This is a genomic window from Paenibacillus polymyxa (assembly GCF_015710975.1).
GTDB classification, from domain to species: domain Bacteria; phylum Bacillota; class Bacilli; order Paenibacillales; family Paenibacillaceae; genus Paenibacillus; species Paenibacillus polymyxa.
On record NZ_CP049783.1, the window covers coordinates 3103685 to 3119126 of the forward strand.

A 15442-nucleotide genomic window follows, 5' to 3' on the forward strand; every position below is an offset into this window, starting at 1 on the left:
AGTGGACATTGGATATAGTCTTGTCTATCCTTATCGGTAGGTTTAACTTATGTGACGGAGGGCTTGTATGTTTATGAGTGATAGCAGGGCTTTATTTGAAAAAAATATGAAGTTGTATCCAGTTAACCGTATTCGTTCCAATGTTATCATTCTTGTTTTATTGCTGTTAGATCTGTTTTTAACTATTCCCTTAATGGGAAACCCCTACATTGCAGTCTATGTTTATGTGCTGATGCCACCGATTGTTGTGATTAATATTTGGGCTCTTGTACTGGTCATCATGCCAAGCAAATTGCAATTGAATTATGTTTTATTCCGTGGTGTATTTGGTTTGGTATGCTCTATTGGCTTCATGATCATGACACAAAAGTTTGCTTATGGTATGTTGGGTCTGGATACCCCATGGTATTTTATAAGTTCTTTTGCCGCTTATGGAATCGCTTTATACTGCTATATAAAATATCATCTGACGAAATTCAAAGATCCTTCAACTTATAAGAAAGAACCAAAAGTGAAGAAAAAACACAAGCGAGAAGCTGTAGTAACAATGACCACATTTACCGGGGCTGGTTATTTGATAGCCAATCTTTCCCTTGGTTTTGCTACACAACAATTCGTTGCTACAGTATTGATGTGTGTTTATTCCATGCTTGCATTTGTTCTTTTTCATTTTATTATGGAGCTACATCGCTACTATTGGCTGAATAAACTGAAGAATCAGACAACGGATTGAACAGAACACAATGCATAGATTACATCGTATTATCTCTATTAAAGATGTTTGGAATGATAAATAAGCCTGCGAACGCCCATACTATAATAGGTGTTTGCAGGCTTATTAAATTGTAGTTTTATTTAGTCAACATACTTGTTACCGTCAGCATCAATATAAATGGATTGAACTGCTGTGCGGCGGTAAGGATATCCTGCTGCTGTGGTACCGTTAATTTCATACGTTACGGAATAGATGCCCGGCTTGTCCGCTTTAGAAAGCTCAATTTGCCCAGTAGGGTTAACGGTTTTTTGCTGCAACGTCAGACCTTTGGACGCTGTAGTGATTTCTTGTTGCGGATCACCATAGTATTGAACTTGGTAAGTGACTTGTGTGACGCTGGCCGGGGAATCCTGGGACTTCAGGTTTAGCCTTGGACCCACTGCATTTAGATTGTATTTGAGCTCAGGGACTTGAACGGCATGATAGCGTGCAATCAGGAGATACGCACCATGATCAGGAATAACGGCATTCAACTTATAGATGCCTGGTTGGGGATTGGTAACTACTGCACTATGATGCCAGGCACCAGCAAAGATTTCTTCATCACGACCTGCTTTCACATGAAGCAATTCGCTAGTACCGTCAGGTTTGGTCAGCTCAAGCTGGCTTACACGTTTATCACTGATCCAGTCCAGATCAATGGATTGGACACCATTTTCAACCGTAAGGGTTTCGGAGGCTTTTCCGTTATAATCGCCGCCTCGAATAAAATATGAATTATCGATCTCGTTATAGGTGGATTGTACAGCAGAAGCGGTCAGGGAAGATGCTGCTGAAAATGCCTCAGTTTCCTGATTCAATGCTGGAGTGTTCGCTTGGAGGTAAGGTAGGATCAGGGAGAAGACGTAAGAACCGGTACGAACCTTGGCATGATCCCAGGAACCGACTTTAACTACACGTCCACCGGGAAGTTTAGCATTGTCGACTGTGACCACCCCATCATTTTTGCCGAAGGATGAGAGATAAAGTCCACCCAGTATGTAGGAAGCAGTGCCACCAGACCAGTTATCACCAGCAAACGTGAAGAACGGAATTGTAGTTGCGTTGCTGAGTGCATCGGTTTTAGTTCGGAAATACTTCATATAAGATGTTTGTAAAGTAGAGGTGCCGGGATTTTGTGAGCCGACGATATCTGCCAGCCATCCGGCCCAGCTGCTGTAGGCGAGATCTGCAAGTTGTGAGCCATGATGGGGACTGCTGAGGGTGATGACACGTTGTACATAAGGAGCTGCTCCGTTATACACGAGAGCGGTTTGAGTATCCACTCCACCTTTGCTGTGGGCGATGATGATGAGTTTTTTTCCAAAATGATTACTAATGACTTTGATTTTGTCGGCTAGAAGCTTGCCATTGTCCCACATATCCTGGGATGTGCCATTCGCATCGTACAGATTAATGCTGGCCGTCTGGTATCCAGCGTCACGGGCTTTCTGAAGCATATCGTTATTATTCTTGGTCCACACTTCGGCGCTACTGTTCAAACCATGTACAAACAATAATGCAGGCTTGGCAGGATCAACGCGATTAGGTGGTGGGCCTTCTGTCCAGCTTCCGGCGGGAGCTTTCGGTGCTTCAGGTGTAGTGGAGCCTGCAAAAGCACCGGCGGGGATAAGAGTGACGGATAACAAAAAAATGAGCATCAAAACGGTGAGCTTCTTCAAACTGTAAATCCTCCTTTTTGTAAAATTAAGTATTTCAAACTTATTATACATGCCATCTTGTGGTAAATCATCAATTGTATTTCATATTTACATTAAAATTTTATTTTTTTAGTCATTTTTTAGTCAGGATATCCCTAAGATTGATGGCGCATGCTAATCTCGTCACACATTTTATATGTATGGAGGATGAGTTCATGCCAGGAACTAAAAAAGTCATCAGTTTTACGATTTCAGCTGCTTTACTCGCCAGCATGGCTGCTTTAACCGGGTGTGGAAATGCTGATCATAACGTTCGTACGAACAGTACACGCTATAACGCGCAAAGCACACAGCATATGGATGGTGTGAACCGTTATGGTTTAGATGGTGTAAACCGTATGGATGGTGTGAATCGTTATGGGGTTAAATCCAACGGTATGGACGGGATGTCATTGAATGAAAATGGCAACAGAACCGGACACCCAATCCGTAATCTGCAAGTCGATCGCAATTTGTCCAAACGTATATCCGAGATGCCGGATGTAAAGTCTGCGACAGTGCTGGTCGGTGAACGACATGCCTATGTAGCCGTTTCCTTGAAAGACCAAGCCAACGGAACGGGTGTCAATGCTCCAAGCATTGACGGTACTCCAAGTGCTAATAGTATTGGGGGTAACGGAAATGTACCGAGTGTGAATGGCGTGAATGGCACTAGAGGGAACCGTACTACAGGTACTACAACGCCTGGAATGACAGATAATGGAGTTACCGGGATTGGAACACCTGCACGTCGTGACGACGGTTTGTACGGAACAATGGGTACAGGCTCGTATGGTATGTTGCGTGGCTTGACGAACAACAACAATCGCACAGATAACGGCAACAACACCATCGAGGGAGCAAGAACTGCATATGAACCAAGTGATGCAGTCAAGAGTCGTATTGCTAACAAGATTAAGCAATTTGCTCCTTCCATTGAACAGGTGCATGTATCGGCTAACCCGGACTTTGTTAAACAAACCTCTGACTTTACACGCAGTGTACAAAATGGTCATCCGATCAGAGGCTTGAGCAATGAAATGGTGGATGTGATTGAACGTGTATTCCCGACTTCGGCGGCAGATACAAACCGTCCAATGCAGAATACACCAATACGTCCACAAAATAATACGCCCGCACCAATGAATCATCGCTAATTCAAACCCTTAAATGTGAATATCCAAAAAAGAGCTATCCCATCTCGGCAATTACGCTGATGGAATAGCTCTTTCTTTTGCGGGGATTATATAACTATAACGATTTGCGAACTCCTTTAATCCATATCCCTTGCAAATTTAAGTCAGCATCCAGCAACAAGATGTCTGCTTGTTTACCTGCTTCAAGTGAACCTGTTCGATCAGCTATGTTCAGGGATCGAGCTGGATTCAGGCTGGCCATTTGTGATGCCTCGGGAATACTCAAGCCTACCTGTTGAACCAGATAGCGGAAGCCCTCAATCATCGTTAGGGTGCTTCCTGCCAAAGTGACGCCATCCTCCAATCGTGCGACACCGTCCTGTACAATCACTGGCAAATCGCCGAGTGTATAATGACCGTCTTCCAGTCCAGTAGCAGACATGGCATCGGTGATGAGGATGAGGTTATGGTCCTGCTTTAACTTGGCAAGCAGGGAAATGGCGGCAGGATGCACATGAATGCCATCTGCGATGATTTCTGCTTCAATGCGCGGATCAACAAGTACAGCTCCCGCAGCTCCCGGCTTGCGGTGGTGCAGCGGAGTCATGGCATTAAAGGTGTGGACTGCATGGTTCAGGCCCGCCGATGCTGCCTGTTCAATCTCCTCATACGTAGCATTCGTATGACCGAGCGCCGCGGTGATGCCGTGGCTCCGCAGCCATGTGATGAGCTCAAGGGCGCCTTTTCGTTCAGGCGCAAGTGTGACCTGGCGAACAAGGCCCGGATAGCACTGCTCCCATTCTGCCACCCAAGCGAGGTTCGGAGGCACGATATGTTCCGGATTTTGTGCTCCTGCCCAGTTCGGACTAATGAACGGTCCTTCCAGATGCACCCCCTCCAACTGAGCATGGGGCATGGGAAGTGCCATGTATGTGTGAACTTCTTTTAATACCCGGTCAATTCGTTCCTTGGGCGCGGTCATCGTGGTAGCCAGCATAGCCGTCGTTCCTTGTGAACTATGAAAGGAGGTGATGGCATCCAGCACCCTCGAATCTGAGTCCATAAAGTCCTCACCGTTGCCGCCGTGAACATGAATATCGATAAAGCCTGGTAGCAGGTAACCCCCTTCCAGACGAACAATATTCGCCGCTTGTGTGGCACCTTCTTCTGGATTGCCCAAGACCACTGAGGTCCAATCCACGGGCAAATCCTCCTCTGATCCAACGTATACGATGGATTGCCCCTCAATGATGACAACTCCGTTGTCGATGATGTCATTCCCAACGACGACTTGACCATACAATAGCTGCGGTATGTTACCGTTCAGTTCATCTGACTTCATTTGAACCATCCTCCTGCTTCCTGATCCAATAAAATAAGCACATCGGGGTGACATTGCAGCAGGGAAGCCGGACACTCCGTTGTGACGGGGCCAGTTAAAGCCTGCCTTATAATGTCGGCCTTCTCTGCGCCAAAGGCCACCAGCATAATTTGCTTCGCCTTCAGAATGGTGCCAACTCCCATCGTCACTGCTTGTCTGGGGACTGCATCTATATCACCAAAAAATCGGGCGTTCGCTGAGCGCGTTCTTTCTTTCAAATCTACAACATGTGTGGCTCCGGTCAAGCTGTGACCGGGTTCGTTAAAGCCGATATGACCGTTATGACCAATGCCAAGCAATTGGAGATCCACAGGTCCATGATCCAAAATGGCCTGCTCGTGTGCTGCACATTCTGCTGTGAGATCTAGTGCATCCCCGTTAGGGACGCGTGTATGAGATATGGGAATGTCGATATGCTGAAACAAGTGCTCATTCATAAAGCTGCGATAGCTCTGCGGATGTTCTGGGGCAAGGCCAACGTATTCATCAAGATTGACGGAATAGGCGTGTGCAAAGCTCACCTGTCCCTTGCGGTACATATCTGCAAGATGTCGGTAAATGCCTATCGGCGTACTACCGGTGGCCAAGCCCAGCATAGCTTGTGGTTTGGACAGCAGCAAGCTGGCGATCACAGTGGCAGCAGTAGCGTTCAGGTCTTCACGGCTGTTCAAAATGCGAATGTTCATCTTTAGTGACCCCCTGGTTGTTTTTTGAGCTTACTCACTTGTTGATATGAACCTTCCAATCTCGGAATATATTTGTCAAAATTAGCGCTCACCATACCTGTAAACAGGATATCTATAATATGAAGCTGGGCGATGCGGGAGGCCATGTCTCCACGTCGCATTCCTTCCTCCAATGAAGAGGAAAATAGCGCAATATCCGCAAGGCTTGCCAGCGTATTGTTTCCGAAGGAGGTCAGGGATAATGTTTTGGCACCCTGTTCCTTTGCACACCGTAGAGCCGCAATCGTCTCCTGGGTTTCTCCTGAATAAGAGACGGCAAAGGCTACATCCTCCGCTCCGAGCGAGGAGGCAGAGGTGATCTGCATGTGAGAATCCGCGAAGGCAGTGCTATTCTTGCCAATACGGATCAGCTTCTGGTAAAAATCCTGCGCCACAATTGAGGATGTCGCCATCCCATAGAGATCAATACGGCTTGTGGCTGACAGCCATGCAATGGCATGCTCCAGCTTGTCGAAATCCAGCAGCCGGGTCGTGTCCGCGATGGAGGCCGTATGGTTTGCCTGAATAGCTTTCACGATGCGGGAAAGTGAATTTCCAGCCACAATGTCCTGATAGGATTCTTCACCTGTAAGGTTGGAATGGGACAACTCGGCGGCCAGCTTCATTTTGAAATCGGGATACCCTTTAAAATGGAGTGATTTACAAAACCGTGTAACGGTTGCGGCACTCACACCACAACGCTCTGACAGTTCCCGAATACCCAGGTGCAGCACATTTTCTGGGGCTTGCAGGATAGATTCCGCCAGCTTACGCTCTTGTACGGGCAACTGATCCAGTCGATGGGATAATGTATGAAGAATGGGGGACATGGGCTGTGCTCCTTTAGCTATATAATGCTTTTATGAAAAAAAGTATCGTTTAATTAGAAAAAATAAAGAAAAATATTTTCGTATATATTGTAAAATAATTACGCTTTTCATACAAGAGGAGAGAGGCTGATCGCTTTCAAGTGTAGCTTCTATAAAATGAATAATGAATGCAGAAAAATTTGTAGAAGTAATCATACATTAATTTACATCTTGCGACTTTTACTTACAAAACAACCTATTGACTTGTCTCTTCAATGGAGGAGTATAATTGAATATAGTTCCAAGCAAGGAAATTTTCTAGGAGCTTTTTAGACGGCATCGTTGGACGGAAGAGTAGTATCTCATTCACAAGGAGGAGTTTGCTATGCAAAGCCAAGTGATTGAAATGATCAGCGCGGTCAAGGAAGATCCTGAATTGGTCGCTAAGCTGGATGGACATTCGGACATTATTCATGATGCAGGACTAGATTCGTTGCAATTGGTTCATTTCATGCTGCAAGTGGAGGATGCATTTGATGTGGAGATTGATTTTGATTCCTTTGAGTTGGAACATCTCCGTTCAGTAGATGCGTTTTGCAGTTACATTCAAGAAATGAGCGATGCGGAGCAAGTGCCGCACCCGGAAGGTATGGAGACAGTCTGAACGTAGGGTAGACTTTGCCTGAAAATCCATTAAACGAGGTGTTAGCATGCAGCCCAAAAGCAATGTGCTGATTGATGAGAAGGCTTTCAAGCTCATCAAGCGTAACCTGAAAAACGCTTCCGTGTCTTATCGTAACGCAACACAGGACCCTGCTTTCAAAACGGACATGCCCCAGACGATCGGTATTAAGCTGACCAACCGTTGCAACTTAAGATGCACGCACTGCTTTGAATGGAACGAGGAAGGCTATCATCACCAGATGGATAAAGAAGAACAGAATATGGATCTTGCCCCGGACATGCTCCGGCAGATTTTGAGCGAAACGAAGGAGGTTAAGTCCCGACTGTACATGTGGGGTGGTGAACCGATGTTTCACCGGCGCTTTGATGAAATTTTGGACGTGCTGGCGGAAGATCGGCGTGAAATGACCTTTTGTACAAATGGACTACTCATTGATAAATATTTGGACCGGATTTTGGACTTGTCTGAAAATCTGGAATTGTTAATAGCGATTGAAGGTTTTGAAAGAGAACACGATTTAATACGCGGTAAAGGCACCTTTCAAAAAACAATGCGGCAGATGGATAAGCTGATTGAACTTCGCGATCAGGGATTGTACAAGGGACGGGTAACTGTCCATGCGGTCATTAACGATAACATGATCGGACGGATGTACGAATTTCTGCAAATGTTGGAGGACAAGAGGCTGGATCTGGTGCTGCTGACGTTCCCCTGGTACATTTCCAAAGAAACCTCCTTTAAAATGGATGAATATTTTACACGTAATTTCTCCTGGCTCCGACAACTTGAAGAAAAAAATATTAGTAGCTGGCATGCTTTCAAATATAAAATCAACCCGGCTAACATTGACCCTCTGATGCAGGAATTACAGCGGATCAATGAGCGGGTATGGAACATTCGCGTGCGCTATCAGCCCGGCTTGGATTATGAGGAAATTGATAAATTTATACATGGCGAGGAAATGGTCAGCCGTTGTTCCAATCATTGCTTGGCGCTCACCTCCAGAACAGATATTTTACCAGACGGAAAGGTTATGCCTTGCAAATTTTTCAGTGAGTTCACAATTGGAAGTTTGCGTGAGCACAGTCTGAAGGAAATATGGAACTCGGATGCGTATGAAAAAACCCGTCAAAAGATTAACCATGAAGGATTGACGCCGGTGTGCTCCAAATGCAGTGTACTGTATCTGCACGGGGCAGGCTCTCTGAAATACATTTAGTTTCCTATGGATCTCCTATGGATATTGTTTGCTACTAGATGGAAGAGAGAGGGATGATGACAAGACGTGACGACTAAAACGATTAACCTTGTGGAAGCACTTGCTCATGAACGGGATCATGGGGTCCTGATTTGGCTGTTTAATATCGGCGCAGAGCAAGTGTGGCATCCATCCCCCCGGAAGGGGGCATGGTAGACCGGGATGAACAGCAGGTTGTAAACCGGATGGAGGAAATGAATCTCCTGCTATGCCGAAGTCAGGATGTCATTGTACTCCGTGAACAGCCGGATGAGGCATTTCTGGACATGCTTCAGCGGTTAGGCTTCAGCCTGCCGCGTATTGAGGTACCAGAGCCCTCTGATCCGCTAACGCCGATTTCAGAGCTGGTACTGGCGGATGACGCGCTTTTGGCACGATTACGCGCGGTTGCGGATGCAGGCCATAGCAGCGGTGGTACCAAAGCATGGCTCGTACCCTATGCGGTCACACCGCAGGAGGAAGCGATCGCGGAGCGTTGCGGGCTGGAGCTGATCGGCGCTCCATCTGCGGTGTGCGCCCAGGTGAATGATAAAATATTTAGCCGTCTGACCGCACAAAAGCTTGGTTTTGCTGTCAGTGAAGGCGCTGTGTGTGCAGATGAAGCGGCAATTCGCAGAGAATGTGAGAGATTGGCTGGCTTATCGGACGAGCCCGTGAAGCTGATTATTAAGCAGCCGCACGGTGCCTCGGGACAAGGCATGTATATGCTGGACGAGCTGTCCAAGCTGGATACACTGCTGAGTGTGATGAGACGCTTCGGCGGCTCGTCATCGTCTTCTGGCGGCTGGCTGGTGGAGCGCTGGCACAATAAGCAAATGGATCTGAACTACCAGCTCTGCATTGACGAGGGCGGTGGGGTGACGATGTTTTCACTAAAAAGGCAAAACGTAGACGGCACAGTCTATATCGGGTCCCAGGTTCCCGCTGATATTGGCGAAACGCTGGAGGAAGAAGTGAGACGATGCGCTTATCAGTTGGGAACGTATCTCTATTCCATCGGGTATACGGGAATGGCCTCCATTGACGGTTTTGTTGACGAAGATGGTTTGCTGGTTCCAGTGATCGAGATTAACGGCAGATTTACCCTGTCTACTTACATCTCGTTCCTGTCCTCTGTCTTGGGAGAACAGCATAAGACCTTTTCCCGTTATTATCGCAACGTGACCACTACACCTCTCACCTACAGCCGTTTGTGCGGGTTGCTGGCGGAGGAAGGCCTGCTATATACACCCGAGCGACCTGAAGGGGTGTTTGTTTATACGGCGGGCACTTTGTCTGGTATTCCTGTGAAGCGGGGCTATGTGAACCGGATTTTTACACTTATTTTGGCAGACAGTTGGCAGGAAGCTGATGCTTATGCGCACAAATTGGAAGGTATCATTGCTGGATTAGGATGCTCATAAATTAGGAGGGAATCGAGAATGAAAACAGACGTATACCATGTAGTACCTTTACTGGAAAAGGTTTTGAAGCTGGCTCCCGGCGAGCTGGAACAGCTCACTCCGGATCAGGATCTGCGAACCTTGGGGCTGAATTCCTTATCTGCTGTTGAATTAATTGTTGAATTAGAAAATGAGCTTGATATTACGATGGAGGACGACGATTTGGTGCTGGAGCATCTGTCTACATTGCAAGGCATTGAGCGTCTGCTGGGCAAATATGCATAAGGGCGCTGAACAGACAAGACCTAGGCTGCAATCCGATATGGGAACTCGTCATGATTCCATAGTTGACCATAGTGCAGAAGAAATCGCAAGCGCTCTCCCAGGGAAACATTGTGTATATTCTTCCCTGCGTACTTCATTGCGGAGGTATGGAGTGAACATGGCGGAAGCTGAGCTGTTCATGCTGTGTGGGAGTATGTGCGCAGAGTATGGTGGAGATTTGAAGCGCTTCGGGCCGGAGAAATATCCGGAGCAGCTTCAAGAAATGGCCGCCAGTGGCGGACCGGTTATTCGGGTAGAACCGTGGATCGAAGGAGTCAGCAATGAAACCGACCTGTTGCAGGTGCTCACATCCGGCTATGGTACGATGCTGCATACGTCTAGCACCGCTTTAACCTATCACGACGTATATGTGAAAAATTACCCAAGGGGCCATGTGATTGAGTTGTGCGGATTGGACTTGCAAGAACGGACGGCACAGGTGAATGATAGCTTCCTGCTCGATTCCTCGGGACATGCGATGACTTATGTGGGCTCAGCCCGGCTCGACGACCTCATGCAGGGCATTATTGAGTATGCATGGCTAGTGGAGCAGCCTGTCCCGCTTTCGCCAAGGGAGCTGCATGCTGCGTGTGCTTACCATATTCGTCAGTATGTGACGGGTGAGAAAGTTGCAACAGACCAGCAGGTCAAGCGGGGAGATGCAGGTTACCGGTCATTTGTCGATGACTTCCATCTGTTAGAAGACATGGAGGATCAGGAGTTTCGGACGTACTGTCATGAAATCTATTACAATCTGCGATTAGGCAGCGCTCTTCATTTGACAGATTATACAGCTGATTATTGCCGGCTGCATCAAGATACGCTTGGGCCGCAAACCCAGCATGTCATTGAATTGGCACAGGCACTTCACAGGGATTGGCACAAGCTTAATCTGCATATTTACAAAACAGGACTCCAACTGCGCAAGCATCGGATGCCTGAGATTACAGAGCGGGCTCTGCATTTGATTGAAAGACAGCGCCATATGCTGGAGGAATTGATGATTTTAGCTGAGCAAGCAGCCGAGTAGTCTAAGCATTCGGCTATATCAGGCATGTTCATCCAGGTATCACGCACAGAGGAAAGAGGAGGGGAATTCATTGCCGTCCATTACATTAAACCAATTGTCGAAAACGTTTACGTACTACAAAAAGGAGCCGGGCGTGCGCAAATCGTTACAAAATTTGTTTAAGCGTGAACAGCTGACCAAAAAGGCTGTGCAGGATGTTAGCTTTAGCATTGAGGAAGGTGAGATTGTCGGATTTCTTGGCCCAAACGGGGCGGGCAAAACAACGACGCTCAAAATGCTGTCCGGCATTCTCCATCCCACAGACGGGGAGGCATCGGTACTCGGCTTTACCCCGTGGAAGCGCCAAAAGGAGTTTAAACGTCAGTTTTCCATCGTAATGGGACAGAAAAACCAGCTCTGGTGGGATTTGCCTGCAAGCGAGTCGTTCGAGCTGAACAAGCTTATCTACGAAATCGATGATAACCGTTATAAAGAGGCGCTGGATGAGCTGGTCACTCTGCTTGGGGTGGAGGAGCAGCTGCATGTGCAGGTGCGGCGACTATCGCTCGGCGAGCGTATGAAAATGGAACTAATCGCCGCGCTGCTGCATCGCCCACGAGTCATTTTACTGGATGAGCCGACCATCGGATTGGACCTTGTTTCTCAGCGGCGGATTCGGGAGTTTTTCAAAGCTTATAATCGTACACACCGGACGACCATTTTGCTGACAAGCCACTACATGAAGGACATTGAGGATTTATGCACTAGGTCCATCATTATCAGTGGGGGCAGATTGGTGTATGACGGAGACTTGCACAAGGTGAATGAGGTCATGGGTGCTCGTAAACTGCTCAAGGTTCGACTGGAGACCACTGTATCCAACCTGACGTTGGCGGGGCTCGGCAAGCTTCGCTCCAACTCGGAGCTGGAGGCGGTATTTGAGCTGGACGCAGAAGATACGTTGACTTGGTCCAAAAAGATTTTGGATGCACTGCCTGTCGTTGATTTTACGATTGAGGACGTCCCGCTGGAAGAGGGGATAGCCAATTTGTATGATGGGGGCAGGCTGGCCGATGCGAAATAACAAATATGTGAAGGTGCTCCAGCTTGGTATGCAAAACGAAATGGAGTATCGAGCCAATTATTGGCTACAAATGGCGGGATTTATGCTGCCGATCATGACACAAATTTTTCTCTGGCTTGCGGTATTCGGTTCTTCAGGACAAGCAAGAGTGGTGGACTATTCTCTGCCGGAAATGCTGGTGTATGTGGTTATGGCGGGAGTAACTGGAAAACTGATTGCTACAGGCTTTGAATACGAAATTGCTACAGATATCAAGGAAGGTGGACTGGCAAAATTCATGGTACAGCCTGTACATTATTTTGCCTACCGTTTTTGCCGGTTTATTGGAGGCAAAGTCATACAGTCCGCAGTTGTGCTGCTGGCGGCTGCTATTTTGCTGTTATGCCTTAGCCTGGAAGGACAAATTAGCTTCGAGCTATCGTACATCCTGCTTTACATATTGGCGTTGCCGGGAGCACTTGTGCTTAATTTTGTGGTCTATTATGCGCTGAGTGGCATAGCTTTTTGGATGACAGAATCGGCGGGACTTTTTTATACGGTGTCGCTTGTCATTTATGTAGCTAGCGGTACCGTGTTTCCGCTGACGATTTTTGGAGATGCGTTGGCCCGTTTGTTCAGTCTGCTGCCGTTCAGCTATACCGTATTTTTTCCGGTGAATGCGTTGACGGGCAAGCTGACTGTGCTGGAAGCCGCTGAAGGCATTGGCGTGCAATGGATCTGGATTGCAGTGCTGGCGGCCGTATCACGCTGGGTGTGGCAAGCTGGAGTCAAACGCTTTGTCTCGGTGGGAGGTTAACATGAAAAATGTTTTTCGAAACGTTGGACGTTACCTCAGACTGTACTGGAAATTTGTCCAGTTTTCCGTCATGTCGCAAATGGAATACCGCACTAATTTTATAAGTGCATGCCTGGTTGAAACCGCTTATTTATTTATCAAGCTGCTATACGCATCGCTTCCATATCGCGCTGGGACGGACATTAACGGCTGGTCTCCCGATGCCATGCTCTTATATATCGGCGTGTTTACGATGATGAGCGGATTTTATAGTGGATTATTTTACAGTAATTTTACAAGCCTGCCTGACAAAATTCGCACTGGCTCACTGGACGTGCTCATGACCAAACCAGTATCGCTGCAATTTATGGTGACACTGCGTCAATTTGAACTGGGCTATACTGTGCCGAATGTCGTGGGCGGTGGAATCATGACAGGCATTGGCTGGTATCATCTGGGGTTGCCATTTGATGTGGAAACCGTGGGAGGATTTGCTGTGCTGCTCGGATGTGGAGTGCTTACGGCATACTCCGTGTTTTTGCTGCCACAACTGCTGGCCTTCTGGATTATCCGCACGAACGGTGTTACAGAGCTATCCAACAGCATTTTCGAGACAAACTATGTGCCGATGGCCGTGTACAGTAACCTGATTCAGCGTATTGGCTTATTTGTGCTTCCGGTGTTTGTCATCTGTAATTTTCCGCCCATGTTCATTCTCGGCAAAATGGAACCCAGTTTGATGCTATGGGCCTTTCTCGCACCTCTCTGGCTGCTGGCGATTATCCGCTTGATATGGCAGTTTGCTCTACGTGATTATACGAGCGCGAGCCAGTAGCGCTACCGTGTAGTAGGTTCATAATGAAGCAGGAAAGGAAGCGAATCATATGAATGCGATACCGAACCAGCGTCATTTATATATGGGAACGTTCGAAGCGGAGGCTTACTGGCGAGATACCGAGCTAGCTTCCCTACCCGCCCTGCCTGACCGGGCTTCTTCGGCCATAGTAGCAGCTATGGATGAATTGCTGTTTAGCTTTTGCCAGCCGGGAGACGCCTTATTGACACGTTATGCCATTTCACCTGTGCACCGTCAGTATATCGCGCAGCTAGGCTTTCATCCGGCTGTAAACGAACGGGATTTGACTGACGGAATGGAACTGGCGGACAATGTGTCGGCCGCATCCGTTTTTGAGCTACTGAGCAGTCGCAAGACGGATGCCGATGAAGGTTTTCCTCAGCTGGAGGGCTGTGTGCTTAGTCCATTTGCGGGGTTGCCGCATGCGGAGGAGGCCGCACGTGCTTGGGGAATTACATTGCATCAGCCACCGCTGGAAACGATTCGCAATGTAAATGCCAAAACCTATTCCTCTGAGCTAAAACGCAATCTAGGTCTGCGCAATCCAGGCCATATTGTGACTTCGTTTGCGGATGTCGCTGAAGCAGGACGTAAACTGCTGCGGGATGGAAGCTTTTTAATCAAGGATGATTTTGGCGTATCGGGCAAAGGCAATCTACACATTACCTCGACACAAATGCTGGACCGGGTAGTGTCGTATTTGCGTGGACAGGAGCGCAAAGGCAAACGGGTGCTGTTCCTGCTGGAGCCTTTCCTGGAGAAAGAGCAGGATTTTTCATGCCAATTCACGATTAGCGATGATGGACGTGTCGACATTATATCTGTGCAATGGCTGGCTAATACTCAATTCGCCTATCGGGAATCCCTATCGCCGGACAGGACTTTTATGGAGCGCCTGGAGCGGGACGGCTATTTTAGCTTGATGCAGGACGTGGGACAGCAATTGTATCGGGATGGATATTATGGCGATGTTTGTATTGACTCCATGACACTTCGCGGCGGGAAGCTGGAGCCCATTATCGAAATTAATGCCAGAAAGTCGATGAGTTTGATCAAGCATCAGCTCGATACCTATCTGGCCGGGAAAAATATGCATGGCACGTTGACGAATTATTCGCTGTCCCATGATGGGAGTCTATCCTATGAAGAACTGCTGGAAGGGCTGAAAGGTGAGGGATTGCTATTCACAGGTGAGCGTGAGGAAGGTGTCATGCCTCTGGGAGCCAATACGTTATATGTAAACACAGGTGGACGAGACGGTGAGAACAAGACTGCAGGTCATACAACCACGCCAAGCAGAAACACAACCGGACGCGGAGGCAGATCATCTGCCAAGCAGGTTCGCGTAAGTGGGATTGGAGCCAGCGATGGCGGACCAGAAGGGAACGGCATGAGTCAGCCTGATTTGAATGGTAAACAAGAAGCTGATGGAAATGAACGGGCACGAGGCAAAGGCCGGCTTTATTTGGAACTGGTTGCTGCGAGCGATGAGGAAAAAATGCGATTGACTACCAAGCTGGAGCGTTTTTTGGCAGAGCGACATTTTACAGTGCTGAATTAAACG

At 47.7% G+C, this 15442-nt stretch carries 16 protein-coding genes; 12 read left to right on the forward strand and 4 right to left on the reverse strand.

Going from position 1 to position 15442, the window contains the following annotated elements:
• The first annotated feature begins 67 nt into the window (after nt 1–67).
• On the forward strand, nt 68–733 hold the full coding sequence (locus tag G7035_RS13945; protein WP_019688474.1) for a hypothetical protein: 666 nt from the start codon (nt 68–70) through the stop codon (nt 731–733).
• A 122-nt stretch (nt 734–855) separates the two neighbouring features.
• Here G7035_RS13945 and G7035_RS13950 read toward each other — a convergent pair whose 3' ends face one another.
• On the reverse strand, nt 856–2436 hold the full coding sequence (locus tag G7035_RS13950) for an esterase/lipase family protein (RefSeq protein WP_019688473.1): 1581 nt from the start codon (nt 2434–2436) through the stop codon (nt 856–858).
• 194 nt (nt 2437–2630) lie between these two features.
• On the opposite strand from G7035_RS13950, the gene G7035_RS13955 reads away from it, so the two are divergent.
• On the forward strand, nt 2631–3611 hold the full coding sequence (locus G7035_RS13955; protein WP_019688472.1) for a YhcN/YlaJ family sporulation lipoprotein: 981 nt from the start codon (nt 2631–2633) through the stop codon (nt 3609–3611).
• A 94-nt stretch (nt 3612–3705) separates the two neighbouring features.
• Here the strand turns inward: G7035_RS13955 and nagA are convergent, their stop codons facing one another.
• From nagA to G7035_RS13970, 3 genes are read right to left on the reverse strand one after another with little or no spacing between them, the layout of a single operon-like run.
• A complete protein-coding gene (nagA, locus tag G7035_RS13960; RefSeq protein WP_019688471.1) occupies nt 3706–4932 on the reverse strand; it encodes an N-acetylglucosamine-6-phosphate deacetylase in 1227 nt (408 codons plus the stop codon).
• Nucleotides 4929–5657: a glucosamine-6-phosphate deaminase gene (nagB, locus tag G7035_RS13965; RefSeq protein WP_016818493.1), complete on the reverse strand. Its 729-nt coding sequence runs from the start codon at nt 5655–5657 to the stop codon at nt 4929–4931. Before nagB ends, nagA begins: the two co-directional genes overlap by 4 nt.
• Before the next feature lie 2 nt (nt 5658–5659).
• Nucleotides 5660–6526, reverse strand: coding sequence for a MurR/RpiR family transcriptional regulator (locus G7035_RS13970; protein WP_016818494.1), 867 nt, complete (start codon nt 6524–6526; stop codon nt 5660–5662).
• A 364-nt stretch (nt 6527–6890) separates the two neighbouring features.
• On the opposite strand from G7035_RS13970, the gene G7035_RS13975 reads away from it, so the two are divergent.
• From G7035_RS13975 to G7035_RS14015, 10 genes are all read left to right on the forward strand, one after another.
• Nucleotides 6891–7169, forward strand: coding sequence for an acyl carrier protein (locus G7035_RS13975; protein ID WP_016818495.1), 279 nt, complete (start codon nt 6891–6893; stop codon nt 7167–7169).
• Nucleotides 7170–7215: 46 nt separating this feature from the next.
• The gene (locus tag G7035_RS13980; protein ID WP_016818496.1) at nt 7216–8409 is read left to right on the forward strand and encodes a radical SAM/SPASM domain-containing protein; all 1194 of its coding nucleotides are present in this window, start codon (nt 7216–7218) and stop codon (nt 8407–8409) included.
• A gap of 66 nt (nt 8410–8475) precedes the next feature.
• Nucleotides 8476–8604, forward strand: coding sequence for a hypothetical protein (locus G7035_RS27675; RefSeq protein WP_268820005.1), 129 nt, complete (start codon nt 8476–8478; stop codon nt 8602–8604).
• A complete protein-coding gene (locus G7035_RS13985) occupies nt 8598–9851 on the forward strand; it encodes a preATP grasp domain-containing protein (protein ID WP_230877780.1) in 1254 nt (417 codons plus the stop codon). Before G7035_RS27675 ends, G7035_RS13985 begins: the two co-directional genes overlap by 7 nt.
• 18 nt (nt 9852–9869) lie before the next feature.
• Nucleotides 9870–10115, forward strand: a complete 246-nt coding sequence (locus G7035_RS13990) for an acyl carrier protein (RefSeq protein ID WP_016818498.1) — start codon at nt 9870–9872, stop codon at nt 10113–10115.
• Entirely contained in the window at nt 10108–11184 is a 1077-nt protein-coding gene (locus G7035_RS13995) for a hypothetical protein (protein ID WP_019688469.1), read from the forward strand. The genes G7035_RS13990 and G7035_RS13995 overlap by 8 nt, the downstream gene beginning before the upstream one ends.
• A 70-nt stretch (nt 11185–11254) precedes the next feature.
• Nucleotides 11255–12247, forward strand: a complete 993-nt coding sequence (locus G7035_RS14000; protein WP_019688468.1) for an ABC transporter ATP-binding protein — start codon at nt 11255–11257, stop codon at nt 12245–12247.
• Complete coding sequence (locus tag G7035_RS14005) at nt 12237–13043, forward strand: ABC transporter permease (RefSeq protein WP_016818501.1); 807 nt, start codon at nt 12237–12239, stop codon at nt 13041–13043. The genes G7035_RS14000 and G7035_RS14005 overlap by 11 nt, the downstream gene beginning before the upstream one ends.
• A gap of 1 nt (nt 13044) precedes the next feature.
• A complete protein-coding gene (locus G7035_RS14010) occupies nt 13045–13857 on the forward strand; it encodes an ABC transporter permease (protein ID WP_019688467.1) in 813 nt (270 codons plus the stop codon).
• A gap of 49 nt (nt 13858–13906) precedes the next feature.
• Entirely contained in the window at nt 13907–15439 is a 1533-nt protein-coding gene (locus G7035_RS14015) for an ATP-grasp domain-containing protein (protein WP_019688466.1), read from the forward strand.
• Nucleotides 15440–15442: the final 3 nt, after the last annotated feature.

What these genes read in the sequence shown, in the direction of transcription:
- G7035_RS13945 (WP_019688474.1), top strand. Translation starts at nt 68, where the DNA reads ATGTTTATGAGTGATAGCAGGGCTTTATTTGAAAAAAATATGAAGTTG.
- G7035_RS13955 (WP_019688472.1), top strand. Translation starts at nt 2,631, where the DNA reads ATGCCAGGAACTAAAAAAGTCATCAGTTTTACGATTTCAGCTGCTTTA.
- nagA (WP_019688471.1), bottom strand. Translation starts at nt 4,932, where the DNA reads ATGAAGTCAGATGAACTGAACGGTAACATACCGCAGCTATTGTATGGT.
- nagB (WP_016818493.1), bottom strand. Translation starts at nt 5,657, where the DNA reads ATGAACATTCGCATTTTGAACAGCCGTGAAGACCTGAACGCTACTGCT.
- G7035_RS13970 (WP_016818494.1), bottom strand. Translation starts at nt 6,526, where the DNA reads ATGTCCCCCATTCTTCATACATTATCCCATCGACTGGATCAGTTGCCC.
- G7035_RS13975 (WP_016818495.1), top strand. Translation starts at nt 6,891, where the DNA reads ATGCAAAGCCAAGTGATTGAAATGATCAGCGCGGTCAAGGAAGATCCT.
- G7035_RS13980 (WP_016818496.1), top strand. Translation starts at nt 7,216, where the DNA reads ATGCAGCCCAAAAGCAATGTGCTGATTGATGAGAAGGCTTTCAAGCTC.
- G7035_RS13985 (WP_230877780.1), top strand. Translation starts at nt 8,598, where the DNA reads ATGGTAGACCGGGATGAACAGCAGGTTGTAAACCGGATGGAGGAAATG.
- G7035_RS13990 (WP_016818498.1), top strand. Translation starts at nt 9,870, where the DNA reads ATGAAAACAGACGTATACCATGTAGTACCTTTACTGGAAAAGGTTTTG.
- G7035_RS13995 (WP_019688469.1), top strand. Translation starts at nt 10,108, where the DNA reads ATGCATAAGGGCGCTGAACAGACAAGACCTAGGCTGCAATCCGATATG.
- G7035_RS14005 (WP_016818501.1), top strand. Translation starts at nt 12,237, where the DNA reads ATGCGAAATAACAAATATGTGAAGGTGCTCCAGCTTGGTATGCAAAAC.
- G7035_RS14010 (WP_019688467.1), top strand. Translation starts at nt 13,045, where the DNA reads ATGAAAAATGTTTTTCGAAACGTTGGACGTTACCTCAGACTGTACTGG.
- G7035_RS14015 (WP_019688466.1), top strand. Translation starts at nt 13,907, where the DNA reads ATGAATGCGATACCGAACCAGCGTCATTTATATATGGGAACGTTCGAA.